General features: G+C 63.5%; 17 protein-coding genes and 1 pseudogene. 8 read left to right on the forward strand and 10 right to left on the reverse strand.

The features are described 5' to 3' along the window. Positions 1-52 precede the first annotated feature (52 nt). The 5 genes and pseudogenes from ACF8R3_RS00410 to glgA form a co-directional block, all read right to left on the reverse strand. On the reverse strand, positions 53-346 hold the full coding sequence (locus tag ACF8R3_RS00410; protein ID WP_058605048.1) for a DUF2934 domain-containing protein: 294 nt from the start codon (positions 344-346) through the stop codon (positions 53-55). A 16-nt stretch (positions 347-362) separates the two neighbouring features. After that, the gene (locus ACF8R3_RS00415; RefSeq protein WP_392514575.1) at positions 363-3,137 is read right to left on the reverse strand and encodes a malto-oligosyltrehalose synthase; all 2,775 of its coding nucleotides are present in this window, start codon (positions 3,135-3,137) and stop codon (positions 363-365) included. Further along, positions 3,134-5,203 carry a 4-alpha-glucanotransferase gene (gene malQ / locus ACF8R3_RS00420; RefSeq protein WP_392514596.1) on the reverse strand — a complete coding sequence of 690 codons (2,070 nt, stop codon included), beginning with the start codon at positions 5,201-5,203 and terminating at the stop codon, positions 3,134-3,136. Before malQ ends, ACF8R3_RS00415 begins: the two co-directional genes overlap by 4 nt. A gap of 6 nt (positions 5,204-5,209) precedes the next feature. Beyond that, positions 5,210-6,943 (reverse strand): annotated as a pseudogene (gene treZ, locus ACF8R3_RS00425) (malto-oligosyltrehalose trehalohydrolase); the annotation flags it as partial. A 13-nt stretch (positions 6,944-6,956) separates the two neighbouring features. After that, positions 6,957-8,516 (reverse strand): glycogen synthase GlgA, encoded by a 1,560-nt coding sequence (glgA, locus tag ACF8R3_RS00430; protein WP_027916213.1) that lies wholly within the window; start codon positions 8,514-8,516, stop codon positions 6,957-6,959. Between the two features lie 662 nt (positions 8,517-9,178). Between glgA and gnd the strand changes: the two genes are divergently transcribed. The 4 genes from gnd (at position 9,179) to ACF8R3_RS00450 (ending at position 14,320) form a co-directional block, all read left to right on the forward strand. Next, on the forward strand, positions 9,179-10,162 hold the full coding sequence (gnd, locus tag ACF8R3_RS00435) for a phosphogluconate dehydrogenase (NAD(+)-dependent, decarboxylating) (protein WP_058639578.1): 984 nt from the start codon (positions 9,179-9,181) through the stop codon (positions 10,160-10,162). After that, a complete protein-coding gene (gene zwf / locus ACF8R3_RS00440) occupies positions 10,159-11,667 on the forward strand; it encodes a glucose-6-phosphate dehydrogenase (protein WP_196127881.1) in 1,509 nt (502 codons plus the stop codon). The genes gnd and zwf overlap by 4 nt, the downstream gene beginning before the upstream one ends. Positions 11,668-11,758: 91 nt before the next feature. After that, positions 11,759-13,552 carry a glycoside hydrolase family 15 protein gene (locus tag ACF8R3_RS00445; protein WP_058639580.1) on the forward strand — a complete coding sequence of 598 codons (1,794 nt, stop codon included), beginning with the start codon at positions 11,759-11,761 and terminating at the stop codon, positions 13,550-13,552. A gap of 147 nt (positions 13,553-13,699) precedes the next feature. Beyond that, positions 13,700-14,320, forward strand: coding sequence for a TetR/AcrR family transcriptional regulator (locus ACF8R3_RS00450; protein ID WP_078478331.1), 621 nt, complete (start codon positions 13,700-13,702; stop codon positions 14,318-14,320). A 303-nt stretch (positions 14,321-14,623) separates the two neighbouring features. On the opposite strand, the gene preA is transcribed toward ACF8R3_RS00450, so the two are convergent. The 3 genes from preA to hydA all read right to left on the reverse strand — a co-directional run bounded on the left by preA (position 14,624) and on the right by hydA (position 18,845). Beyond that, positions 14,624-15,898 (reverse strand): NAD-dependent dihydropyrimidine dehydrogenase subunit PreA, encoded by a 1,275-nt coding sequence (gene preA, locus ACF8R3_RS00455; RefSeq protein ID WP_058606159.1) that lies wholly within the window; start codon positions 15,896-15,898, stop codon positions 14,624-14,626. Next, complete coding sequence (locus ACF8R3_RS00460; protein WP_392514578.1) at positions 15,899-17,266, reverse strand: NAD(P)-dependent oxidoreductase; 1,368 nt, start codon at positions 17,264-17,266, stop codon at positions 15,899-15,901. It lies immediately after the preceding gene. Positions 17,267-17,405: 139 nt separating this feature from the next. After that, positions 17,406-18,845: a dihydropyrimidinase gene (gene hydA, locus ACF8R3_RS00465; protein WP_078478334.1), complete on the reverse strand. Its 1,440-nt coding sequence runs from the start codon at positions 18,843-18,845 to the stop codon at positions 17,406-17,408. Positions 18,846-19,181: 336 nt separating this feature from the next. Between hydA and ACF8R3_RS00470 the strand changes: the two genes are divergently transcribed. Both ACF8R3_RS00470 and ACF8R3_RS00475 read left to right on the forward strand, forming a co-directional pair. Beyond that, positions 19,182-20,672, forward strand: coding sequence for an NCS1 family nucleobase:cation symporter-1 (locus ACF8R3_RS00470; RefSeq protein WP_058637935.1), 1,491 nt, complete (start codon positions 19,182-19,184; stop codon positions 20,670-20,672). A 78-nt stretch (positions 20,673-20,750) separates the two neighbouring features. Next, on the forward strand, positions 20,751-22,034 hold the full coding sequence (locus ACF8R3_RS00475; RefSeq protein WP_392514580.1) for a Zn-dependent hydrolase: 1,284 nt from the start codon (positions 20,751-20,753) through the stop codon (positions 22,032-22,034). A gap of 325 nt (positions 22,035-22,359) precedes the next feature. On the opposite strand, the gene ACF8R3_RS00480 is transcribed toward ACF8R3_RS00475, so the two are convergent. Both ACF8R3_RS00480 and ACF8R3_RS00485 read right to left on the reverse strand, forming a co-directional pair. Continuing rightward, positions 22,360-23,319 (reverse strand): MBL fold metallo-hydrolase, encoded by a 960-nt coding sequence (locus ACF8R3_RS00480; protein ID WP_392514582.1) that lies wholly within the window; start codon positions 23,317-23,319, stop codon positions 22,360-22,362. Between the two features lie 30 nt (positions 23,320-23,349). After that, entirely contained in the window at positions 23,350-23,910 is a 561-nt protein-coding gene (locus ACF8R3_RS00485) for a lipocalin family protein (protein ID WP_392514584.1), read from the reverse strand. A 184-nt stretch (positions 23,911-24,094) separates the two neighbouring features. On the opposite strand from ACF8R3_RS00485, the gene ACF8R3_RS00490 reads away from it, so the two are divergent. Then, positions 24,095-24,907, forward strand: coding sequence for a crotonase/enoyl-CoA hydratase family protein (locus tag ACF8R3_RS00490; protein ID WP_182138853.1), 813 nt, complete (start codon positions 24,095-24,097; stop codon positions 24,905-24,907). 35 nt (positions 24,908-24,942) lie between these two features. Then, positions 24,943-25,776 carry an NAD(+) diphosphatase gene (gene nudC, locus ACF8R3_RS00495; protein ID WP_058603475.1) on the forward strand — a complete coding sequence of 278 codons (834 nt, stop codon included), beginning with the start codon at positions 24,943-24,945 and terminating at the stop codon, positions 25,774-25,776. The last annotated feature ends 23 nt before the right edge of the window (positions 25,777-25,799 follow it).

Raw genomic sequence — 25,799 nt, forward strand, 5'->3', positions numbered from 1 at the left:
CCGAGGTGCTCGGTGCCAGTGCGGTGCTGAAGACGGCAGGGCCGTGGATGGTTCAGCTAGCGGTCGGCTTTTTCGGTGCGCGTGGCTTCTTCGAAGCCGCAGGCTTCACCCCTGGCAATGCAGCGACTTTAGGGTCAGCTGGAGGCTTGGGTGCAGCAGCGGCCTTGGGCTTGGCAGGCGCCTTTGGCTTGGCCGGGGCCTTGGCTTTGGCCCCAGGGGCTTTGGCTTCGGCTTCCGCCAATTTGCGGGCCATGTCCCAGTGACGTTCTTCCTCGCCGTGTGGCTTACCTTCCGACTCCCAGATCTGGTAGGCAAACTCGCGTATGCGTTTATCATCGACACTCATATGACGCTCCTGAATGCTAGTTATCTTCGATCAACAGATTGACTGGAAAGTCCGACAGCACAGCACACACCATCAACTCTCTTACAGGGCTGACAACGGCCCCACCGAAAAGTCCAGTCGAATTGGCAGGTGAGAAGTCGAACGGCAATACGACCCGGGTATCTTCCCAGTTCTGTGGGGGGACGTGAGGGCTCTGTGCCGCGCCCAGCAGACCGCTGGCCAAGCGCGGCGCGACGATCACGGCGCGTTGTGAGTCGCCCAGGCGGGCGAAGGCGACGACCTTGTCGGCATGGCGCCCCTTGACGGTCAACGGCAGGTAACTGCCCCGGCGGAACAGCTCCGGGTTGGCCATGCGGCAGTCGAGCACGCGGGCCACCAGCGCCTGCTTCACCCGGCCGTCATGCCAGTGGCTTAACAACGCGTCGAGCGGCGCGGCCTCTGCCAAGGTGCTGCGTCGAGCGGGATAGTCGACGGGCCGGCGGTTGTCTGGGTCCACCAGGCTGAAGTCCCAGTATTCGTTACCCTGATACAGATCAGGCACCCCTGGCACGGTCATGCGCATGAACGCCTGCACCAGGCTGTTGAGCGCACCCGGGCAACTGATCAGCTGCGCCGCCTCGGCGATGGAGGTGCGCAGGGGCAGGGCATCGGCCTCCAGCAGTAGGCCTTCGAGATAGCGAGCACAGCCCTTTTCGTAGGCTTCGTTGGGGGCGTTCCAACTGCTGCGCAGCTTGGCCTCGCGCAGCGCTTTCTGTTGCCACTGACCGACACGCTCGGCGTATTGCTTAAGGCCTTGGCCGTCATCGACGGCAAGGCCCAACGGCCAGGTGCCCAACAGGGTCTGGAGCAGCAGCATTTCATCACCAGGGCTCGGCGCCAGCCCATCCTCGAGCGGTGTGCGCAATGGCGCTGCCAGCTCGCGCCAGTGCGCCATGCGGCTGGCCAGCCAGGGCCCGCGCTCGCTCAGCACAGCCAGGCGGGCGCGCGTGTCTTCACCGCGCTTGTGGTCATGGGTGGCGGTGGCCAGCAGGTTGTCCGGGAAGTCCCGCAGGCGTCGCTGAGCCTCGTTGTGGAAGTGCTCCAGCGGAGCGCTGAAGCGTTCGGCCTCAAAGCCCACATCGTTGCGCGAGAGCAACCTTGCGCTGCGGTAGAACGCGGTGTCTTCGACGGCCTTGGCCGCGCTGGGGGCCGTCAGCTGCTGGAAGCGTACGCAGGCGTGGCGCAGTTGCTTGCGGGTACGGCCAGGTGGCAGCTGGCGCCAACCTTCGCCGCCCAACCATTTTTCCAGTTGCTCGAGCAAGGGCCAGTCGGCCTCGCTCAGGTCCTGGCGGGCATCGGCCAGGGCCTGCTGGAAGAATGCCTCATCCTCGGCCGGGCGGCCGCACGCGTTGAAGTAGGTGCGGTAAACCGGGTAGTGCGCGACCAGTGCCTGCAGGGCGCGACGAATGGCACCCAAGGATAAATCGCGGGTCATCAGGTCGTTGCGCGCAACCTGCAGCAGGGCTTGCGCCACCGATTCGCAGTCACCTGCCAGGCTTGCGTTGAGCACCAGATGGCGCGCCAGGCGCACTTCTTCGGTAAACGCGGGGCGCTCGCTGACCGTCGACCACAGTTCGGTCAGCGGGGCCTCACCGGCCGGGTCGTGCTGCAACAGCGAGACCTGGTTCATGAACTCGTAGCCGGTGGTGCCATCGGTGAGCCAGTCGCGGTGCAGATGCTCATCGACGCCCAGGATTTTCTCGACGTAGATGGGGAAGTGCTCAACGCAAGCGTCCAGTGGGCGGCTGGCCATCAGGCTGTCCACGCGTCGGCGCAGCTTGCGGCAATAACCGCGTGGGTCTGCCAGGCCGTCGATGTGGTCGATGCGCAGGCCATCGACCAGGCCGCGTTCAATCAACTCGAACAGCTTGGCATGGGTGGCTTCGAACACCACCGGGCGCTCGACCCGCAAACCGCCCAGCTCATTGATGTCGAAAAAGCGCCGCCAGTTGATGTCGTCGGCAGCGGTGCGCCAGCTGGCCAGGCGATAGGTCTGACGCTCGAGCAGCAGGTGAAGGCGCTTGAAGCCGGCCTCGCTGCGGCTGTCGAATGCCACCAGGGCCGAGGCCAGGTCGGCGCCTTCGCGCACCCGACGGGCCAGTTCGGCTTGCAACGGCGCGGCATCGTCAAGCGGGGTGGCGGACTCGCCAAGGGCGGTGAACTGTTCGGCCAGGCTGGTCAGGGTCGGGTCAGCGCTGAGCGCCAGCACCCAGCCGTAATCGACCGGGCAGATCGGGAAGCGGTGCTCATAGTGAGCGATTTGCAGTACCCCCTGGTCGGCGTCGAATTCCAGGGGGATCTGGCCTTCCTTCAGCGCTACACCGTAATCGCTGCCCAGGAACGGCAACAACAATTGGCCAGCGAGCAGCGGGTCGGTGGAGTGCCACTGGATATCGAAGAACTCCGCATACGGGCTGCGGCGCCCCCAGGCCAGCAGGCTCTGCCACCAGGGGTTGTCAGCGCCGCCAACGGCCATGTGGTTGGACACGGTGTCCACGATCAGGCCCATGCCATGCTGGCGCAGCGCTTTGACCAGGCGCTCGAGCGCCGCTTCGCCGCCCAGTTCCGGGTTGACCTGGGTAGGATCGACGACGTCGTAGCCGTGGCGCGAACCTGCGCGGGCCTTGAGGATCGGCGAGGCGTACAGGTGGCTGATGCCCAGTTGGGCAAAGTACGGCACCAACGGCAGGGCATGGTCCAGGGTAAAGTCGCTGTGGAACTGCAGGCGCAGGGTCGCGGTAAGCGGTTTCATCGGTCGCGCTCCCATGCCTGCTCGCGCGCTTGCGCCAGCACTTCCAGGCGCCGTGCGGCATCCTTGTCGTCAAGCATGTGGCTTGCCGCCTCGGTAAAGCGGCGGCGCCAGTTGGGATGCCCTTCGGTGGTGCCGGGCATGTTCGGCTGTTCTTCCAGACCCAGCAGGTCTTCAAGCGGGACCAGCACCAGCGGAGCTTTGGTGTGGCCTACATAACCAATCGCGGCATCGATCACGGCAGTGTCGTCCTTCAGCGGGCCATAGTGGGTTTCAAGCGTGCGGCGCAAGCCGTCGTGTTCTTTGCGGCGGTCATCGCGCCATTGCTGCTCGGTGGATTCATCAATCAAACCCAGGCGCCGGCTCCATTCGACGTCGCGGTTTTTCAGCCAACCTGCCACGGTCGCCAGGTCATGGGTGCCGGTGGTCGCCAAGGCGTCGTCGGGCCACTGTAGCTGGGGGGTGAATTGGCCTGGGGAGGTCTGCTCGAAGGGCAGCACGCGCATGCCCAGGATGTTTTTCTGCGCCAAGGCCTCGCGTAGACCGTCCGGTACCGTGCCCAGGTCTTCACCCAGGATGATTGCACCGTGGCGGCTGGCTTCGAGCGCCAGCAAGCGCAGCATGTCTTCGAGCGGGTAGTACAGGTAGGCGCCTTCATTGGGTTTGCAGCCGCGCGGGATCAGCCAGAGCCGTTGCAAACCCATCACATGGTCGATGCGCAGGCCACCGGCGTGGGCAAGGTTCGCACGCAGCATCTCGATGAACGCGCGGTAGCCGTTGCGCTTGAGCCCTTCGGGCGAGAACCCGCAGATGCCCCAGTCCTGGCCCGAGCGATTGAGGATGTCAGGTGGCGCGCCAACGGTAAGGTTGGCCAGCAGTTCGTCCTGGCGGCTCCAGGCCTGGCTGCCAGCGCCATCGGCGCCAACGGCAAGGTCGGCAATCAGGCCCACTACCATGCCGCTGCCTTTGGCAGCCTCCTGGGCGCGCTGCAGGCTGCGCTCGGTCAGCCATTGGCAGAACGCGTGAAACTCCACCCTGGCCGGATAACTTTCGGCCAAGGCGCGGACTTCGGTCCCAAATGGGTCGCGCCACGCCTCTGGCCAGTTGCGCCAATCAGCGCCATGGCCTTTGTCGACCGCCTCGGCTTGCAGTACTTCAAAACGGCAATGGTGCTCCAGCGCCTCGCCTGCGGCCTGGCGATAGCTTTCGAAATCAGCGCGTTGCGGGTGATCGCCTTGGCTGAAGTGCTGGTAAAGCGCGTCCAGCAGCTTGTACCGGGCATCGGCTGCGCGCGGCCAGTCCACCAAAGGCTCTTGCTCGAGCGAGGTCAGTGTCTGCTCCAGGTGGCAGGCCTCGATAGCCAGGCGCACGGTGCGCTCACCCAGGATGGCCGCCGGGCTTGCGTAAAGCGTATTGAGCAGCAGCCTGCTCGATGGCGAGTAGGGGCTATAGTGCTGCTGATCGAAGGCCGACAAGGCATGGATAGGGCTGATCGCCACTGCATCGGCGCCCCGTTCAGCGGCACTGCGTACCAGTTGCTCGAGGGCCATGCAGTCGCCGTAGCCCCCATCGCCTGGGCGGCGCAGACTGTAGAGCTGCGCCGACAAGCCCCAGCAGCGCGCGGGGGCCGCCTGAACCAAGTCATGCAGCGATGGGCAAGCGGACGGCGCGACAGCGAGCGTAAAGCGGTGCTGGGCCACCTCCAGTTGGTGATAGCCGACCGGCAAATCACCTGGCAGGTGGGCCTGGGCATCAAGCTGCAAGTCGATGCTGCTGCTATCTTCCAACTGTCCGCGCACGCCGGCCTGCGCTGGGAAATACCGCGAGAGGTCGAGCGGCTTGCCCTGGTCGGCAGTGAGCAGCGGCGGAACGTGTTGTGCGTCGTCGCTACGTTCGAGCCTGGACAGGCTGTCCTGCAATTGCGCCTCGTCGCTAGCCTTATGGCCAAGGGCTTCAAGCAGTTTGCGCAGTACCTCATCGGTCACTTGCTGCGGTTTGTTGTTGGCATCCACCCAGTCGCGGGCAAGGCCCGCGCGCTGAGCGAGCCGGTGAAGCAGGGAATCGCTCATTGCATCTTCTGGTCTGGGGGGTAGCAGGGTGACCACGCAGCTGTAGGGCGAAAGCGTCGAGCCGGCGTGCGCCTTGTCGCCGCTGTCGAAAAGGCAGCTGCCGGCAGGCGCAGCCTCCAGGTGCAGAGACTGGTCGCCCAGGTTTAGGTCGATGCGCAATGTGCTGCCATCGCCCAGCTGCCAGCGTGCAGTCAGTGCCTTGTCAGCCAACACCTCGGCGCCCAGGGGGCGGGTACCGGGCAGGCGTGGGACCAGGTGCTGACGGCGCGTCGTGAGCAGCTGTTGGTACAGCCCATGCCAGCCGGCAATCACGTCCTGCGGGTCAGGCCTGGAGGCGTGGAAGGTCTGCTCGGCGTTGGGGTCGGGTATACGCGCGCGCTTTTCGGGGTCGGCAAAGGCGGCAAAATGTTCGAACTCACCGCGCCGGCCTTCGCGCACCGCATCAGCGAGCTCATCATGAAAATCGGTGAAGAACAGGAAGGGTGCACGGCTACCGTCGTCATCGCCCATGAACAGCAAGGGAATCATGGGGCTGAGCAGCAACAGCCCGGTCGCTGCGCGCAGGGCCGCAGGCGAAGTCAGCCGGGTCAGGCGCTCGCCCATGGCGCGGTTGCCGATCTGATCGTGGTTCTGCAAAAACAGCACGAAGGCGCTGGGCGGCAGGTGGCCGCTGGGTTCGCCGCGTGGTTCGCCGTGGCGGTTGGGCTGGCCCTGGAACACGAAGCCCTCGCCAAGGCAGCGCGCCAGCTTGCCGATCGGGTCGTCCTTGTAGTCTTCGTAGTAACCCTCGGTTTCATTGGTCAGCAACACGTGCAGCGCGTTGTGGCCATCATCGTTCCACTGCGCGTCGAAGCCTTGTTCAAGCAAGAAAGCCTGGTTGTGTTCGTTTTCCAGCACTAACCAGACGTGTCGACCCGGCTCGACGGCCTCGCGCACACGCTGGGCCAGCTCCTCGAGGAAGTCCGGCTGGTCGATGGCATGTACCGCATCGAGTCGCAGGCCATCGATGCGGTAGTCGCATATCCACATCAGCGCGTTCTGGATGAAAAATTCGCGCACTTCCGGCCGCCGGAAGTCGATGGCGGCCCCCCAGGGAGTGTGGCGGTCCTCTCGGAAGAACGAGCTGGCGTACTCATGCAGGAAGTTGCCATCCGGGCCGAAGTGGTTGTAGACCACATCGAGCATCACCATCAGCCCGTGGCCGTGTGCCTGGTCCACCAGGCTGCACAGTTGCTCAGGAGTGCCGTAGTTGTGCTGCGCTGCATAAGGCAGCACGCCGTCGTAGCCCCAGTTGCGGGTACCTGGGAATTGGCTGATTGGCATCAGTTCGATGGCGGTAATGCCGGTCGAGGCGATACGTTGCAGATGGCTTGCCACGCCTTCATAGCCACCAAGTACGCCCACATGCAGCTCCTGGATCACCGCTTCGTACCAGGGGCGGCCTTGCCAGCAATGCTGCCAGGCGTAACCGCCCAGGTTCACGACCTGGCTGGGGCCATGAACGCCTTCGGGTTGGAAGCGCGATGCAGGGTCAGCAACGCGAAGCTCGCCATTGATGCAGTAGCGGTACAAGTCCCCTGGCTTGGCAGGGGCGGTGCCGGTGAACCAGCCATCGGCCTCGGGGGCGAGGGCGACGGCTTCCTGGTGTTGCAATTCCACACTCACGCTGCGCGCGTCGGGTGCCCAGAGGGCGAAGCGCGCCGACGTGGCGTCCTCTAAGTGTGCGCCATGCCTTTGCATCTTCGACCTCTCTTCAGTAATGAGCCAGCTGGGCTTGCTTGACCAGGTCTTCGTACAGGCGTGCGTAGGGTTCCACTGCCTGGCACCAGTTGAATGGCTGGGTCATGGACAGGCAGCGCATGGCATTGAGCAGGTCTTTTTTCTGGTAGATGTAGAACGCCCGGCTGAGCGCCTCGCGGTAGCTTTCCACCGTCGATTCATCGAACAGGAAACCTGTAACGCCGTTCTCGATGGTGTCGGCCAGCCCGCCGGTCTTGCGCGCAACGGGCAGCGAGCCGAAACGCTGGGCGTACATCTGGCTCAGGCCACAGGGCTCGTAGCGCGAGGGCATCAACAGGAAGTCGCTGCCGGCGAACATGCGGCGTGCATCGGTTTCGTTGAAGCCGATGCGCACACCAACGCGGCCGGGATGACGCAGGGCCAGTTCGCGCATGGCCTGCTCTTCCTCGGGTTCGCCGCGGCCGATGATTGCAATTTGGCCGCCTTGCTCGACGATGTACTCGGCAACGCCCAGGGTCAGGTCCAGGCCTTTCTGGTAGACCAGGCGCGAGACCACGGCAAACAGCGGCCCCTCGGAAGGGTCCAGCTGGAACAGCTCGCGCACCGCCTGGGCATTACGCGCCTTGCCCTCCCAGTCGTTGATGCTGAAATTATGCTGCAGGTGCTTGTCGGTCGCCGCATCCCAGCTTTCGTCGATACCGTTGGGAATGCCGCCCAACAGCCCTTGTTGCGCCTTGCTGGCCAGGAAACCGTCCAGGCCGCAGCCGAATTCGGGCGTGGTGATTTCCTGGGCGTAGGTGGCACTGACCGTGGTGATGTGGCTGGAGTAGGCCAGGCCAGCTTTCAGGAAGGAGAGCTTGCCGTAGAACTCCATGCCCTCCTGCTGCATGGCATGGTCGGGAATGGCCAGCTCCGGGCTGCAGCCACGGCTGTAGACACCTTGATACGCCAGGTTGTGAATGGTGAACAGGGTCGGCGTACTCAAGCCGCGCCAGTGCATGTACGCAGGGGCCAGCCCCGCTGGCCAGTCATGGGCATGCACCATCTCCGGTTTCCAGTGGATCATGCCTTCACCGGCTGCGATTTCTGCAGCCGCCAGGCCCAGGCGGGCGAAACGGATATGGTTGTCCGGCCAGTCGCGACCGTTTTCTGCTGCGTAGGGCGTGCCAGGGCGCTGGTAGAGCTCCGGGCAGATCAACACGTAGATCACCAGGCCGTCGGGCAAGTCCATCCGGCCAATCTTGCAAGGTGGCAAGGCCGCGTGGCCGCCCAGCTCGCCGACGATGTGGATGGGGTTGTCGCTTTCGACGACCTGCGGGTAGCCCGGGATCAGCACGCGCACGTCGTGCAGGTGCGCCAGTGCCCGTGGCAGCGCAGCGGAGACGTCGCCCAAGCCACCGGTCTTCACCAGGTCAGCGATTTCCGAGGTGACGAAAAGGATCTTGCGTTTGTTCGGGTTGTTCTGGCGCTGGGCGCCAGGTGCCTTGCCTGTCTTGGCGAGCTCCGGGATGAGCGGTTCGCGATGTTCCGAGGTAAAGGTAGCTACTTGAGTCGCGACAGCGGCACTGATCATTGTTTCTCTCCGTCCCTAAGCTTGGCCGGGCACTGATAAACCGCGGCGGTCTTTCGTGTTGATTCTCTCTTTGCGAATTCTGCGTAATGCAATCCTTGCCCCCGAGTCGTGCGCACAGGCACAGCGCATTCGGCATTCTGGCCAAAAGGCGAGTGGACTGGTTGGGGTGGGCGGGCCATGCGTGGGAATAACCCATTTCATCTGGCCTGCTTAGTTCCTGACCTGCCGTCTTTCCTTAAAGTTCGACTTTTTTTCCGTTGCTCTTCCATTGAGCAAATGGCGGGCCGGAACCTGAGTGTAGGAGAGAAATATTACAAATGTGACCGAACGGTCATTCCAGGCGGCCCGCGTGCTAGACGCAGACGTTGGCATTCGCCCGCCGCATATGCCGAGCGCGTTGAACACACACGATCGCTAGGCGACGAGTGGCGCTTTGCCCAGTGCCTTGCACCTTAATGGTGCGGTCGGTGCTGCATGACAGCGCTCTGATTGATTCAGCGCTGCTGAATGCCTCTGGCGCCCCGAACGGGCGAAGAGAAAGGTACTTCGGCCCCAGCGAACGAACATGAACACACCGCCCGTCGCTGAACCCTCATGCAGTCCACTGGACTAACCTGAAAGGCGAAACGTCGTCACTCATTCCAGAAGGGGAGCACCTGCTCATGCAATTGGGAATTGTCGGGCTGGGCCGCATGGGCGGCAACATTGCAAGGCGGCTTATGCTCGCCGGCCATCACACGGTGGTGCACGATCGCAACGCACAAGCGATCACCGCCCTTGAGGGCGAAGGTAGCGTGGGGGCGGCTGACCTGGCCGCACTGGTCGAGAAACTCCAGGCGCCTCGTGCCGTCTGGGTCATGCTTCCCGCTGGGGCGCCTACCGAGCAGACCATTGCCCAGCTGGCTGACTTGCTGGAACCTGGCGACTCGATCATCGACGGTGGCAATACCTTCTATAAAGACGATATGCGCCGCGCTGCAGAACTGGCGCAGCGTGGGCTGCATTACCTGGATGTGGGTACTTCCGGCGGGGTATGGGGGCTGGAGCGTGGTTACTGCATGATGATCGGCGGGGAAAAGGACGTGTTCGAACGTCTGGAGCCACTGTTTGCAGCGCTCGCACCCGGTGTCGGTGATATCCCACGCACCCACGGGCGCACCGGTGAACACCAGCGCGCCGAGCATGGCTATATCCACGCCGGCCCGCCGGGCGCAGGGCATTACGTGAAGATGGTGCACAACGGTATCGAATACGGCTTGATGCAGGCTTACGCCGAAGGCTTCGACCTGCTGCGCAGCAAAGGCGGTGCCGAGCTGCCTGAGGACCAGCGCTTTGACCTGAACGTGGCCGAGATCGCCGAGGTGTGGCGCCGTGGCAGCGTGGTCACGTCCTGGCTGCTGGACCTGACCGCCGACGCACTGGTGGCCGACCCGCAGTTGGCTCAGTTCAGCGGCTCGGTGTCCGATAGCGGGGAAGGGCGCTGGACCATCGATGCGGCCGTCGAGCAGGCGGTGCCGGTTCCGGTGCTGTCCAGTGCACTGTTCGCGCGTTTTCGTTCGCGACAGCAACAAGGCACTTATGGCGACAAAATTCTCTCGGCCATGCGCCTTGGGTTCGGTGGACACGTCGAGAAGAAACCTGAATGAGCAAAAAACCGGCAACGCCTGCTGCTCCACCCTGCACGTTGTTCCTGTTCGGTGCCAATGGCGACCTGGTCAAGCGCCTGCTGATGCCCGCACTCTACAACCTCAGCCGCGACGGCCTGCTCGATAAAGACCTGCGCATCGTGGGTGTCGACCACAACGCGGTCAGTGCCGAGGCATTTGCTGAACGCTTGCACGCGTTCATGGCCGAGCGCGACAAAGGCGCAGAGGGTGCCCCGGCGAACCTGGACGAAAAGCTCTGGGCCAGCCTTGCCAAGCGCCTGGACTACCAGACCGGGGACTTTCTCGACGCTGCGACTTATGAGGCTATTGCCAAGCGCATCGACAAGACCAGCCATGGCAACGCGATTTTCTACCTGGCGACGTCTCCACGGTTTTTCCCAGAAGTGGCCAAACGCCTTGGGGAGGCCGGGTTGCTGGACGAGTCGGGCGGCGGGTTTCGCCGGGTGGTCATCGAGAAGCCGTTCGGCCACGACCTTGCCAGCGCCGAGGCGCTCAACGCTTGTCTGCTGAACGTGATGGGCGAGCGTCAGATCTACCGGATCGACCATTTCCTGGGCAAGGAGACCGTCCAGAACATCTTGGTCAGCCGTTTCTCCAATGGGCTGTTCGAGTCGTTCTGGAACAATCACTACATCGACCATGTGCAGATCACCGCCGCTGAAACCGTAGGGGTCGAAACCCGCGGTGCGTTCTATGACAGCACCGGTGCGATGCGCGACATGGTGCCCAATCATCTGTTCCAGCTGCTGGCGATGGTAGCCATGGAGCCGCCTGCGGCGTTTGCCGCTGACGCGGTTCGCGGGGAGAAGGCCAAGGTGATCGGCGCGATCCGCCCGTGGTCGACCAAGATGGCGTTGAAGAACTCGGTTCGGGGCCAGTACGTAGCCGGCACCCTGGATGGGAAGAACGTGCCGGGATACCGTCAGGAAACCAAGGTGGAGCCTGACAGCCAGACCGAAACGTTCGTGGCCATGAAGATCATGATCGATAACTGGCGCTGGGCCGGTGTGCCCTTTTACCTGCGCACCGGCAAGCGCATGAGCGTGCGCGATACGGAAATCGCCATCTGCTTCAAGCCGGCGCCGTATGCCCAGTTCCGTGAGTCCGCGCTGCAAAGGCCCAAGCCCAATTACCTGAAGATTCAGATCCAGCCCAATGAAGGCATGTGGTTCGACCTGCAGGCCAAACGGCCAGGGCCGGAGCTTGTCATGGAGAACGTAGAGCTTGGGTTTGCCTACAAGGATTTTTTCAAGATGACCCCGGCCACCGGCTACGAGACCTTGATCTATGACTGCCTGACGGGCGACCAGACCTTGTTCCAGCGTGCCGACAACATCGAGAACGGCTGGCGCGCCGTCCAGCCGTTTCTCGATGCCTGGGCCCAGGGCGGGGAAGTGCATGACTACGAGGCCGGCCAGGATGGCCCGCAGGCGGGCGGCGAACTGCTGGCCCGGGACAAGCGCGAGTGGCACCGGCTGGGTTGATAGCGCACCGTTTTGATTCGATCGCGTGGTGCCGGGCCTGTCGGTGAAGGCAGGCTCGGCACAATGTACGCACTGAATTTCTGGAGTCTCGATGCCTGCCCATATTGAAGATTATGCCCTGCTGGGCAATTGCCGCAGCGCAGCCCTGGTCAGCAGCGACGGCTCGCTCGACTGGCTGTGCCTGCCGCGTTTCGATGCGCCAGCGGTGTTCGCGGCCTTGCTGGGTAACGAGGAAAATGGCCGTTGGCGCCTGGCGCCTTCGGACCCTGTGATAGAACGCACCCGGCGCTACCTGGACGACACGCTGGTGCTTGAGACCGTCTGGGTCACGGCCTCGGGAAAGGCGCGGGTGCTGGACTTCATGCCCTTGGGTGACGAGAACGCAGTGGTGCGCATCGTCGAAGGCCTTTCGGGGCAGACCACGTTCGAAATGGACCTGGTGATGCGCTTTGACTACGGGCGCAGCGTCCCTTGGGTGGAGCGGCTCGACCCGCTGACCCTCAGCGCGGTGGCAGGCCCGGACCGCTTGGTCCTGTCCTCGACCGTGGCGCCCCATGCCCGCGATCACCACACGGTGGCGCGTGTGCGGGTAGGCGAGGGCGAGCGCCACGTGTTCAGCTTGCGTCATCACCCGTCCCACCTGCCGGTGCCCGCCGAACAGGACATCGATGCCTGCCTCAAGGCCACCGTGGATCAGTGGCAGGTCTTCGCAGCCAAGTGCCCCGACGTGGGGCCGTACACGGCCCTGGTGCGGCGCTCGTTGCTGGTGCTCAAGGCCATGACCTATGCCCCAACGGGCGGGATTGTGGCGGCAGTGACGACTTCGTTGCCCGAGCGCGTGGGCGGTGAGCGTAATTGGGACTACCGCTTCTGCTGGCTGCGCGATGCCACCATGACCTTGCTGGCCTTCATGAACCTGGGCTACTTCGAAGAAGCCCAGGCCTGGCGCGAATGGCTGTTGCGTTCGGTGGCGGGCAACCCGGAGCAGATGCAGATCATGTACGGCCTGGCCGGTGAGCGTGATCTTCAGGAATACACCTTGCCCTGGCTGGCCGGCTACGAGCACTCCCAGCCGGTGCGGGTGGGCAACGCAGCCGCCGCGCAGACCCAGCTGGACATTTACGGTGAGCTGGCCGACGCCATGAGCCAGGCCATCCGCGGCGGTCTGCCCAGGCACCCGCGCAGCGCGGCCATTAGCCGGGTGATCATGCCTTACCTGGAAAGCATCTGGCGTGAACCTGATGAAGGCATCTGGGAAGTGCGCGGTGGTCGGCAGCATTTCGTGCACTCCAAGGTCATGGCCTGGGTGGCGTTCGACCGCGCCGCAGAGCTTGCCGACACCACCGAGGAGGACCGTGAACGGGGCCTTCACTACCGGCAGGTCGCTGATCAGATCCGCCGCGAAGTGTGCGAGCAGGGCCTCGATGCCCAGGGCCAGCACTTTGTGCAGGCCTACGGTTCTTCAGAGATGGATGCCAGCCTGCTGCACATCGCGCTGACCGGCTTTCTGCCGGCCCATGACCCGCGCTTTCTGCGCACCCTGGCCCAGATCGAAAAACGCCTGCTGCACAACGGCCTGTTGCTGCGCTACGACACCGACAGCTGTACCGATGGCCTGACGGCGGGCGAGGGTACGTTTCTGGTGTGCTCCTTCTGGCTGGCCGACGTGTACGTGCTGCTGGGACGCCAGGACGAAGCGCATGCGCTGTATCAGCGGCTGACAGACCTGTGCAACGATGTGGGCCTGTTGGCTGAGCAGTACGACCCGGTAGGCAAGCGCATGCTGGGCAACTTCCCGCAGGCGTTCAGTCATATCGGCATCATCAATACCGCGCTCAACCTGCACCGTGCGCAGTGCCCTGCGCGCGTGCGCGCCAGTGCCTGAAGCTTGGCAGCCGGCGCTTGCGCCGGCTGATGGTTTCGCTGCGCAAGCGGAGTAGACTACGGGACATTTGCGAGAGCACGGAGCAACCATGGGCATTGGCGGTATGGATTGGCAGATCGACAACATCCAGTTCACGGTCAGCGCTTGATGGCCAACCACAAGATTGAAATCCGTCGTCGTAACATCGAGAAGATTCTGCAGGCCGCCGAGCGTGTGTTCGCCGAAAAGGGCTTCGCTGCCACGTCCATGGGCGACATCGCCGAGCAGGCGCAGCTGCCGCGCTCGAACCTTCATTACTATTTCAAGACCAAGGACGACCTGTTTCGTGCGGTATTGCAGGACTTGCTTGAAGTCTGGAAACAGGATGCCCTGAGTTTCGAGCACTTCGATGACCCCCGCGTCGTGTTGACCAGCTACATACGCGCGAAGATGGCACACTCCCGTTCACGGCCGCTGGGCTCGAAAATCTGGGCCGAGGAGATGCTGCACGGTGCGCCGGTGCTCAGGGCCAACCTGGATGAAAGCCTGGTGCCCTGGGCCAGACTCAAGGAAGCCAAGATCCGCCGCTGGGTGGAGCAGGGGCGCATTCTGCCAGTGCAGCCGTCGGCGCTGCTGTACATGATCTGGGCATCGACCCAGCATTATGCCGACTTCGGATACCAGGTGGCCTTGCTCAACGACGGCGAGCCGCTGTCCGACCGGGATTTCGAAAGCGCCGTGCAGACGGTGACCAGCGTAATCCTGAGGGGCATTGGGTTGGAGCCTTGAGCGAACTACCATGCAGGGCTGAAATCGTGGCGCCGCTGCGCGGCCCATCGCGGCACTAGGCCGCTCCCGCACTGAATTCGATAGCCTCCAGATCCGATAGAAAGCGGATGCCTTCTCGAATTTTGGAAATCGAACGTTGCGCTGCAGCTACCCCTTGTAGGAGCGGCCCTTGTGCCGCGATGGGCCGCGCAGCGGCCCCACGATTTCAGCCCTGAATCCCAATCATCAAGGCCCATGTGCGCCCCACCGCGACGGATCCGGCGCCTGGCAAAACGGCGGGCGCCTGCATTCACACGCCCACCCTCAGCCAGCCTCCCGATAGGGGTTGCGCGGGTCCTGCGTCCAGTTCAGGTACGGCTTGCCAGTGTCCTGCGCAACCATCTCGATGCAGTCTTCCACGGGGCAGGTGATCTGGCACAGGTTGCAGCCCACGCATTCTTCCTCGATCACGCTATAGGCATGGGTTCCGTCGGCCTTCACCGTACTGGCGATGGCCTGGTGCGAGGTGTCCTCGCAGGCGATGTGGCACCGGCCGCAACCAATGCAAGCATGCTGATCGATGTGCGCGATGGACTTGTAGTTGATGTCCAGGTACTTCCAGTCGGTGGTGTGGCCGACTGCCTGGCCTCGGAAGTCCTCAAGACGGGCATGCCCATGCTGATCCATCCAACGTGCCAGGCCGTCCTTCATATCCTCGACGATGCGAAAGCCATGCAGCATGGCGGCCGTACAGACTTGCACCGCGCCGCTGCCCAGAGCCACGAACTCGGCAGCGTCACGCCAATTGCCAATACCGCCGATCCCGCAGATCGGCAAGCCCTGGGTGGCGGGGTCGCGGGCGATTTCCGCGACCATGTTCAGCGCGATGGGTTTGACGGCCGAGCCGCAGTAACCCCCGTGCGTGCTCTGGTCGCCGACGATCGGGTGGGCCACCATGCGGTCCAGGTCCACGCTGGTGATGGAGTTGATGGTGTTGATCAGCGACACCGCATCGGCGCCACCCCGGTGCGCGGCTCGGGCCGACTGACGAATGTCGGTGATGTTGGGGGTAAGCTTGACGATCACCGGCAGCGAGCAGTAGGTCTTGCACCAGCGCGTGACCATCTCCACATACTCAGGCACCTGGCCCACCGCCGCCCCCATGCCACGCTCGGGCATCCCATGGGGGCAGCCGAAGTTCAGCTCGATGCCATCGGCCCCGGTGGCCTCGACCAGCGGCAGGATGAATTTCCACGATGCCTCCTCGCACGGCACCATCAGCGACACGATCAGTGCCCGGTCCGGCCAATCCTTCTTGACCTGGGTGATCTCCCGCAAGTTGATCTCCAATGACCGATCGGTGATCAACTCGATGTTGTTGATGCCCTGAACCAGGCGGTTGGCGCCAAAGTGCGCCGAATAGCGCGACGAGACGTTCACCGCCGCAGGGTCTTCCCCCAGGGTTTTCCAGACTACGCCACCCCAGCCCGCTTCGAAGGCGCGTACCACGTTGTAGGCCTTGTCGGTGGGCGGGGCGGAGGCCAGCCAGAAGGGATTCGGGGCGCGTATGCCGGCGAAGACGATAGACAAGTCAGCCATTTACGCGGCCTCCACATTGAGCATGAGTTGGGCATGGATGGCCTGGGCCGCCACCTTGCCATGTTGTACGGCCTGCACGGTGAGGTCCTGGCCCAGGGCAGTGCAGTCACCGCCGGCATACACGCCCGGTAAGCTGGTCTGCATGCACCCATCGACGCGGATGCGTTCGCCGTCGCGCGCCAGTTGCGCGGCAACAGGGTCGACCAGGCTTTGGTCTTCCAAGCGCTGCCCGATGGCCTTGAAGATCGCGTCGGCAGCCAGTTCGAAGGTTTCCCCGGTATCACCCAGGCGACCGTCCACCATCGCCGTGCGCGCGAAGCGCATGCCGCGTACGTTGCCATCGTCGCTCAGCAGTACGGTGTCGGGGCGCGCCCAGGTGTGCAGGCGCACCTGGTTGGCCTTGGCGATGGCTTGCTCGTGGCCCGTGGCGCCCATGTCGGGCGCCCCACGGCGATACACCAGGTTGACGTCGCGTGCCCCCAGGCGGCTCATCTGCACGGCCATGTCGATCGCCGTGTTGCCGGCGCCGATCACCAGGCAGCGGTCGGCCAAAGGCAAGCGGCTGAGGTCATCCGCCTGGCGCAGTTCGCGGATGTAGTCGGTGGCAGCCAGCAGGCCCGGCGCCTGCTCATCGGGCAGGCCCAGTTGCCGCACGGCACTGAGCCCAAGGCCAAGAAATACGGCATCGTACTGATCCCGCAAGTCACCGAGCCCCAGGTTGCTGCCCAGGCGCTGGCCGTAGCGGATCTCGATGCCACCGATGCCCAGCAAAAACGCCACTTCACGCTGGGCGAAGTCATCCACCAGCTTGTAGCGGGCAATGCCGTACTCGTTCAGACCACCCGGTTTATCACTGGCTTCGAAGATGACTACATCGTGCCCGTGCATGGCCAGGCGATGTGCGCAGGACAAGCCCGCCGGGCCGGCGCCGACCACGGCGATGCGTTTGCCGGTGGTCGGGGAGCGCTGGAAGGGATGCCCGCTGAACTGGGCGTTGTCCAGGGCATAGCGCTGCAACTGACCAATCAGCACCGGCGCGCATTCCTGCGCGTTGTTGCGCACGCAGGCCTGTTCGCAAAGGATTTCGGTCGGGCAGACACGAGCGCAACTGCCGCCGAGGATGTTGGCCGACAGAATTCGTTCGGCAGCACCTTCCAGGTTTTCATCACTGATGCGGTGGATGAAGGACGGAATGTCGATGTCGCTGGGGCAGGCGTTGATGCACGGGGCATCGTAGCAGTACAGACAGCGCGCGCTCTCCACGGCGGCCTGGCGCGCGGTCAGTGGTGGGACCAGGTCGCTGAAATGCTCGGCCAGCTGGTCGCTACCGGCCCTAGGGCGCGGCAAATGGTTCAGTGCGTCGATCACGGTGGTAGCCTCTCTTTCTTGTCGTGGGCTTGAAAGGGTGGAGCGCAGGCGGCCCCGCTCACCGGCACGCCGTGCCCCAGGCACGGGTTGGCCTGACGAGTCGGTCTTGCAATGAAGGCCGGTCGATCAGTGTCAGCGGCTAGCGGGGCACGGGGATGGGCCGATGGTGGTCGGCCCGACGCTCGAGCAGTTCGTACACCGACGGGTAGGCCGGGCGTTCGACATACCGTCCAGCACCGACTTCGGCGCGCAAGTCACCGTCGGCCCACACCACCTTGCCCTGGCTGATGGTGTGGCTGGGCACGCCGCGCACGGTGCGGCCTTCGAAGATGTTGAAGTCCACCTGCTGGTGATGGGTCTTGGCCGACAACGTGCGCGTGCCCTGTGGGTCCCACAGCACCAGGTCGGCGTCGGCGCCGACACGAATGGCGCCTTTGCGTGGGAACAGGTTGAAGATCTTCGCCGTGTTGGTGGACGTGACGGCGACGAATTCGTGCATCGACAGGCGACCTGTGTTCACACCGGCATCCCACAACACCGCCATGCGGTCCTCGATACCGGCCGTGCCATTGGGAATGCGGCTGAAGTTGTCGCGTCCCATGGCCTTCTGCTCGGCGCAGAAACAGCAATGGTCGGTGGCGGTGGTGTGCAGGTTGCCTGACTGCAGGCCGCGCCACAGCGCCTCTTGGTGTTCACGCGGTCGGAAGGGCGGGCTCATCACATAGCCTGCTGCCGTGGCCCAGTCCGGGTCGCGGTAGACGCTGTCGTCCAGCAGCAGGTGGCCAGGCAAGACCTCGCCGTAGACCGGCTGCCCCTTGCCGCGAGCGTAGGCAATCTCATCCAGCGCCTCGCGGCTGGAGACATGCACCAGGTACAACGGCGTACCGAGGGTTTCTGCGATACGGATGGCGCGGCTGGCCGCTTCGCCCTCGACCTGGGGCGGACGTGACAACGGATGCGCCTCAGGCCCTGTCAGGCCCTGGGCCAGCAACTTGCGTTGAAGGTGATCCACCAGCTCGCCGTTCTCGGCGTGCACCGTGGGCACGGCGCCCAGTTGCAGGCAGCGCTCGAAGCTGGCGACCAGGGTGTCGTCAGCGGCCATGATGGCGTTCTTGTAGGCCATGAAGTGCTTGAAACTGTTCACCCCATGGTGGGCAACCAGCTCACCCATTTCCTCGGCTACCTGGTCGCTCCACCAGGTGATGGCCACGTGAAAGCCGTAATCGCTGGCGCTCTTTTCTGCCCATCCGCGCCAGGTGTGAAACGCCTCCATCAACGACTGCTGGGGATTGGGGATCACGAAATCGATGATGGAGGTGGTACCGCCTGCGAGCCCGGCGGCGGTGCCGCTGAAAAAGTCCTCGCTGGCCACGGTGCCCATGAATGGCAACTGCATGTGGGTATGCGGGTCGATCCCGCCGGGCATCAGGTACTGGCCGCTGCCATCGAGCACCTTGCAACCGGCCGGTGGGTCGAGGTCTTGGCCGATGGCCTGGATCAGGCCGTTTGCACACAGGACATCGGCGCTGAAGCTTTCTTCGTGGGTGACCACGGTGGCGCCACGGATCAACAGGGACATGCCGTTTTCCTCGCAGGCTGACCGGTCTGTGCCGGTTCTTGGAATTGGTAGGCCAGGGTGGCAGAGCGATCCTGTCATCGCTGACAAGATTCGAGGCTAGATGCAGATTCTGGATTCAGCAAGAAATAAATCACACGGAATTTGTGGTTTTTAACCTGCTGATTAATAAGGAAATAAAAATGAGGGTGGCTCTAGCATAGGCGTTTCGGATCAGGCTGACGTACTTGACAAGATCCAAATTTGGTCGAAATTTCTACCCACATTCTGCGTGTGTACTCCGGCCATCGACTCGCCCCGATGAGCGAACAACTACAACAACATTCTGGAGAAGGCCCCATGCAACAGAGCAGATCGCACGTGGTTGATCGCAACGGCCTGGTAGAGCTGTGCGAAGGCGCTGACGTGCTCGACAGCCCGCGCTACAACCCCGACATCGCTCCCACCAAGGTGCATCAGCGCACCTGGAACAGGTGGCACATCACCGCCCTGTGGGTAGGCATGTCCATCTGCGTGCCCACCTACACCCTGGGCGGCGTTCTCACGGCGTATTTCGGCCTGAGCGTGGGTGAAGCGTTGCTGGCCATTTTGCTGGCCAACCTCATCGTGCTGATTCCACTGACGCTCAACGCCTTCCCCGGTACCAAGTACGGCATACCCTTCCCGGTACTGCTGCGTGCATCCTTCGGCATCCTGGGTTCCAATGTGCCTTGCCTGGTGCGAGCGGTGGTCGCCTGCGGCTGGTTCGGGATCCAGACGCTGTTCGGTGGGCTGGCAATTCATCTGTTCCTGGGCTCGGTATTCGAGGGCTGGAAGGCCTTGGGCGGCACCGGCGAGGTGATCGGTTTCGTGATTTTCTGGTGCCTGAACCTATGGGTGGTGCTGCGCGGCGCCGAATCGATCAAGTGGCTGGAAACCTTGTCCGCACCTTTGCTGGTATCGGTGGGTATCGGGCTGCTGGTGTGGGCGCTGCCGCACATGTCCATGACCGAGTTGCTGGCCCAGCCACCGAAGCGTCCGCAAGGGGCCAGCGTGGTGGGCTACTTCTGCGCAGGGCTCACTGCCATGGTGGGCTTCTGGGCCACCCTGTCGCTGAACATCCCGGACTTCAGTCGTTATGCCCGTAGCCAGAAGGACCAGATTCTGGGGCAAATATTCGGCCTGCCCCTGACCATGTTCCTGTTCGCCTCGCTGGGTGTGGTGTTGACGGCGGCCTCGGCCTCGCTGGTGGGCGAGACTGTTTCCGATCCGGTGACGCTGATCGGCAAGATTCAGAGCCCCTTCTGGGTAGCGCTGGCCATGGCCTTGATCGTGATCGCTACCTTGTCCACCAATACGGCGGCCAACATCGTCTCGCCCACGAACGATTTCCAGAACATTGCGCCGCGCTTGATCGGCCGCAGCCGGGCGGTGTGGCTGACCGGTTTCATCGGGCTGGCGCTGATGGGCCACGAGCTGCTCAAGAAGCTGGGCTGGATCGTTTCCGACATCAGCCTTGAAAGCGTCTATTCCAACTGGTTGCTGGGGTATTCCAGCCTGCTGGGTCCCATTGCCGGGATCATGGTGGTGGATTATTTCCTGGTCCGGCGTCAGTACCTGGACCTGGCCGGGCTGTACCGCGATGACGTCTATCCCGCCTGGCACTGGCCCGGTTTTGCGGCCTTTGCGTTGCCCGTGGCGCTCACAGTAATGGCCATTGGCAACAGTCACTTCAGTTGGTTCTACGACTATGGCTGGTTCACCGGCTCGCTGCTTGGCGCTGGCTTGTATTACGTCTTCGCCGCCATGGCCGCCCGCAGCCCGGCGCGCATGGCCAAGCCTTTGCCTTGAGTAACCTGCTCGTCGCAGTGCGGGCAGGCCCCGCGCCGTGGCTTACACATCCGACAAGAAAAGCCTGAGGAGAAACCTATGACCCGCGCTCAAGACGTTCTTCAATCGACTGCCCGGCATGTCGATAGCGCACGCCTGTGGCAATCGCTCATGGACCTGGCGCGCCTGGGGGCCACCCCCAAGGGTGGCGTGTGTCGCCTGGCCTTGACCGATCTGGATCGACAGGCCCGCGACCTGTTCGTGCAGTGGTGCGAGGCGGCAGGGTGCACGGTGACGGTCGACGGGGTGGGTAATCTGTTCGCCCGCCGGCCAGGGCGCAACGCAGCGCTGCCGCCGGTTATGACGGGCAGCCACATCGACACCCAGCCCACCGGTGGCAAGTTCGATGGCTGCTATGGGGTCATGGCCGGGCTGGAGGTCATCCGCACCCTCAACGACCTGGGCGTTGAAACCGAAGCACCGCTGGAAGTGGTGGTATGGACCAACGAGGAAGGCTCGCGCTTTGCGCCGTGCATGATGGGCTCGGGGGTCTTTGCCGGCAAGTTCAGTCTCGAGCAGACGCTGGCAAAACGCGATGCCCAAGGGATCAGCGTGGGCGAAGCGTTGAATGAAATCGGCTACGCCGGGAGACGGGCGGTGACGGGCCACCCGGTGGGGGCGTATTTCGAAGCCCACATCGAACAAGGCCCGATCCTGGAAGACCAGGCCAAGACCATCGGCGTGGTGCTCGGCGCCCTGGGCCAGAAATGGTTCGACCTGACGTTGCGTGGGGTGGAGGCCCATGCCGGGCCAACACCCATGCACCTGCGCAAGGATGCCCTGGTCGGCGCCGCTGCCGTGGTCGAAGCGGTCAACCGCGCCGCCCTGGACCACCAGCCGCACGCCTGCGGTACGGTGGGCTGCCTGCAAGCCTATCCTGGCTCGCGCAATGTGATTCCTGGCGAAGTGCGCATGACCCTGGATTTGCGTCACCTCGAGGGGGGCCGGCTAGAGGGAATGATTGCCGAGGTCCGCAGCGTGATCGAACAGACCTGCGAACGGCATGGGCTGACGTATGAGCTGGTGCCCACCGCAGATTTTCCGGCCTTGTATTTCGACAACGGCTGCGTGGGTGCGGTACGTGAGTCGGCCCAGGCACTGGGTTTGCCGCACATGGATATCGTCAGCGGGGCAGGGCACGACGCGATCTTCCTGGCTGAACTCGGGCCCGCTGGCATGATCTTCGTGCCGTGCGAAAACGGCATCAGCCATAACGAAATCGAGAACGCTACGCCAGAGGATCTGGCGGCGGGGTGTGCCGTGCTGCTGCGCGCCATGTTGGCGGCGTCCGAGGCGGTGGCCAAGGGGCGAATGGCGGCATAGGTACGGGGCTGTTCACGCTGTTGTGGACGCCGTGGGCGCTATAGCAGTCTGGTTGACAGGCGCTGCGAGGATGAAGCTGTGGGCAGTGCGATGGTTCAGCTTCGCGGTTTACATTGCCGGGTCCGCTGCGCGACCCATCGCGGCACTAGGCCGCTCCCACACCGGGTAGCGGTGCTTGCAGAAATGTGAGGACTACGCAGATCCATTGTGGGAGCGGCCTAGTGCCGCGATGGGCCGCGCAGCGGACCCCACGATCTATAATTCACCCAGGAAGTCCAAGGCGACTCATACCCATTCCAATACCACCCGGGCACATGCAGGTCGCTCAATCGACTGGCAACAAAACACCCTCACGCCCCAAATGATACCGCTGAAGGTCCGCGGCCAATGTGAGGTTGCCGGCATAGTGCAGGGCAGCCTCCTGCCTGATGTCATCGATCGAGGGGCTGCGCCGATTGTCAGCCTGGTAGCGCGCACTGAAGTGCGTCAGCACCAGGTTACGCACTCCGGCCGCTTCGGCAAACCGAGCCACTGCCGCCGCAGTACTGTGGCCATATGTCACGCCGAATCGCTCCACCGCAGGTTGCGTAAAGGTCGCTTCATGCACCAGCACATCGGCATCTGCCGCTGCCTCGGCCAGCAGTTCGGGCGTGTCGTTGTCGCCGCAGATCATGATGCGGCGGGCAGCTCGACCAGGCTGAAGGTAGTGCGCCGCTTGCAGCTCACGACCTTGGTGATTCACTGCCAGGCCTTTCGCCAGCGCTCCCCACAGCGGCCCACGAGGCACGCCTTCGGCATCAAGGCGCCTGCTGTCCAGCCGTGGCTCGGGGCAGCGCTCCTCGAAGAGGTAGCCCACGCTAGGCACGCGGTGCGACAAAGTGACGGTGCTCACCGTTACGGCCGCGTTGTGCCAGCCACTGAACTCTTCGACGGGCAACAGCCGCAGATCGAAGGACAGATGACTGTCTGTAACCGCCAAACTGACGCGCACCCAATCGTGCAAGGCCCGGGGCAGCACCACATCCAACGGTTGGCGCCGCCCGTTCATGCTTGCACTGGCCAGCAGGCCGGGCAAACCCAGGCAGTGGTCGCCATGTACATGGGTGATGAAAATGCCGCCCAGGTCATGGGTCGACAGCGATGTGTGCAGCAGACGATGCTGAGTGCCCTCACCGCAATCGATCAAGTACCAGCGTTTACCCGTCGCCTCCAGCAGCGCCGTTGCGCTCACGTTGCGGGCCTTGGTCGGGGCACCGGCGCTGGTGCCCAGAAACAGCAGGTCCATGTCTACTCCTTGTCATGCGCCATCAAAGTCTTATTCGACGCCTGTGCTGTCAGCCTGGCGCCAGACCAGTTTGCTGGTGTCATAGCCTTGCTCGCGGGCAATTTCCAGCAGTTGGTCACGGGTCTTGTCCGGAATGGCCGGGGTGCGGGACAGCAGCCACAGGTACTCGCGGTTAGGATGGCCGACCAGCGCTACGCGGTAGTCCTTGTCGTGATAGAGCACCCAGTACTCACCCTTGGTCAGGTCAGGCGCCAGACGGCTGAACCAGTTGTCGAAGCGTACCCAGAGCTTGTCGGTGCTGCCCGGCTGCTGCGCTTCGGCGATACCCTTGGCCTCGTTCCACTGGCCGTCTTTCTCCCTGCAGCGGTTGGTCACATCGATTCGGCCATCGGTGCGCAGGGCGTAGCGGGCTTCTGATTGCACACAGTTGCGCTGGAAGAACATCGGCAACCTTGCCAGCTCGTACCAGGTGCCCTGGTAGCGTTGCAGGTCTACCTGCTGCGTGCGCGGTGGGGCAGGGTGATCATTGCCGGCGCAGCCAACCAGGGCAAGGGCCATGCAGGAAAGCATCAATGCCTTGCGTATCGCCATTGTGTTTCTCCTGAGAGTGAGTGCTTACACAGATTCGATGCCTGCCTTGAGCAAAAGTTGTACGCGCGTTCGTTGCCAGGCCTCCACCGTCCGCCCGTTCCGGCAGTCCCGCTTTTGGCAGACGCACGGCAACCGGGCTGCGCTACCATCGCTGTCATTGCCAGAGCCCACAGGAGTGTCGCCCGTGACCCAGTACAGCGCGTTCAAGGTCGAGCTGAACGAGAACATTGCCCACGTTCAGATCAACCGCCCGGAAAAACTCAACGCCATGAATGCCGCGTTCTGGGAGGAAATCATCGAGATCTTCCAGTGGGTGGATGACACCGACGCGGTCCGGGCCGTGGTCATCAGCGGCGCTGGCAAACATTTCTCGGCCGGTATCGACCTGGCCATGCTGGCCTCGGTCGCGGGGCAGATGGGCAAGGACCCTTCGCGCAACGCCCGGACGTTGCGCAAGACCATCCTGAGCCTGCAAGCCTCGTTCAACGCCGTCGACCGCTGCCGTAAGCCCGTGCTGGCGGCGGTGCAGGGCTACTGCATCGGCGGGGCCATCGACCTGCTGTCAGCCTGCGACATGCGCTATTGCAGCCGTGACGCGCAGTTCTCCATCAAGGAGATCGACATGGGCATGGCCGCGGACGTCGGCACACTGCAGCGTTTGCCACGCATCATCAACGACGGCATCATGCGGGAACTGGCCTACACGGGACGCACCGTCGAAGCCGAAGAGGCGCTGCGCATCGGCCTGGTAAACCGGGTCTACGATGACCAGGCCGCCTTGCTCGAAGGTGTGTTCGCCATTGCCCGGGACATCGCAGCCAAATCACCGATCGCCGTGGCGGGTACCAAGCACATGCTCAGCTACATGCGTGATCACCGCATCGACGACGGCCTTGAGTACATCGCCACCTGGAATGCGGCGATGTTGCAGTCCGAAGACATGCGCCTGGCCATGGCCGCACACATGAACAAACACAAACCGTCGTTCGCCGACTGACAGAGTCGACGGGCGCACCTCACAGGAATGCCCTTATGTCAGCACGCTGGACGACCGCAGTACTCGACCCGCAAACGCCCGCCGGACTGGCCGTGGCCCACAGCCCGGAGGGTTTTCTGGTTGGGGAAGAGGGCGCGTTGTTCCAGCGCGACTGGCTCAAGCGCCAGGGGCTGGATGTGCTGTGCGAGCACGGCATCGGCCACTTCGACGGCCAGCCGGTGTTTCTACTTGAGCTCGCCAAGGCCGCCCAAATAGCCGGTTGCAGCTGGCGCGGCCTGCGTACGTTCATGCTTGAAGGGGATGCCGAGACCTACACGGTCCTGGGTTATGCCGCGCAGATCGGCACTTGGGCGCGCGAACATCGATTCTGCGGCAGTTGCGGCCAGCCCATGTCGCAAATTCGCTGGGAGCGCGCCATGCACTGCAGCGCGTGCGACCTGCGCAGCTACCCACGCATCTCGCCCAGCATGATCGTGTTGATTACACGGGGCGACGAGGTCCTGTTGGCACGCTCGCCGCGTTTCGTGGCAGGTGTGTACAGTACCCTGGCAGGCTTCGCCGAACCCGGCGAGTCGGCCGAAGACTGCCTGGTGCGCGAGGTGCGCGAAGAGGTGGCGCTGGAGGTCAAGAACATCCAGTACGTGGGTAGCCAGTGCTGGCCCTTCCCGCACTCGATGATGCTGGGCTTTCATGCCGAATACGCCGCTGGCGACATCGTCATGCAGCCGGATGAAATCGAGGACGCCCGCTGGTTCAATGTGCACGACCTGCCGCCGCTGCCGGCGGGGCGGTCGATTGCCCGTTACCTGATCGACCTGTACGTAGCCCGCCGACTGGGCCATGCCGAACCAGCTTTCCCCGGACAGTGACCGATCAGGCCCGCTCCAGAGGG

It is taken from the genome of Pseudomonas sp. FYR_7, assembly GCF_043106155.1.
Taxonomy (GTDB): Bacteria; Pseudomonadota; Gammaproteobacteria; order Pseudomonadales; family Pseudomonadaceae; genus Aquipseudomonas; species Aquipseudomonas parafulva_B.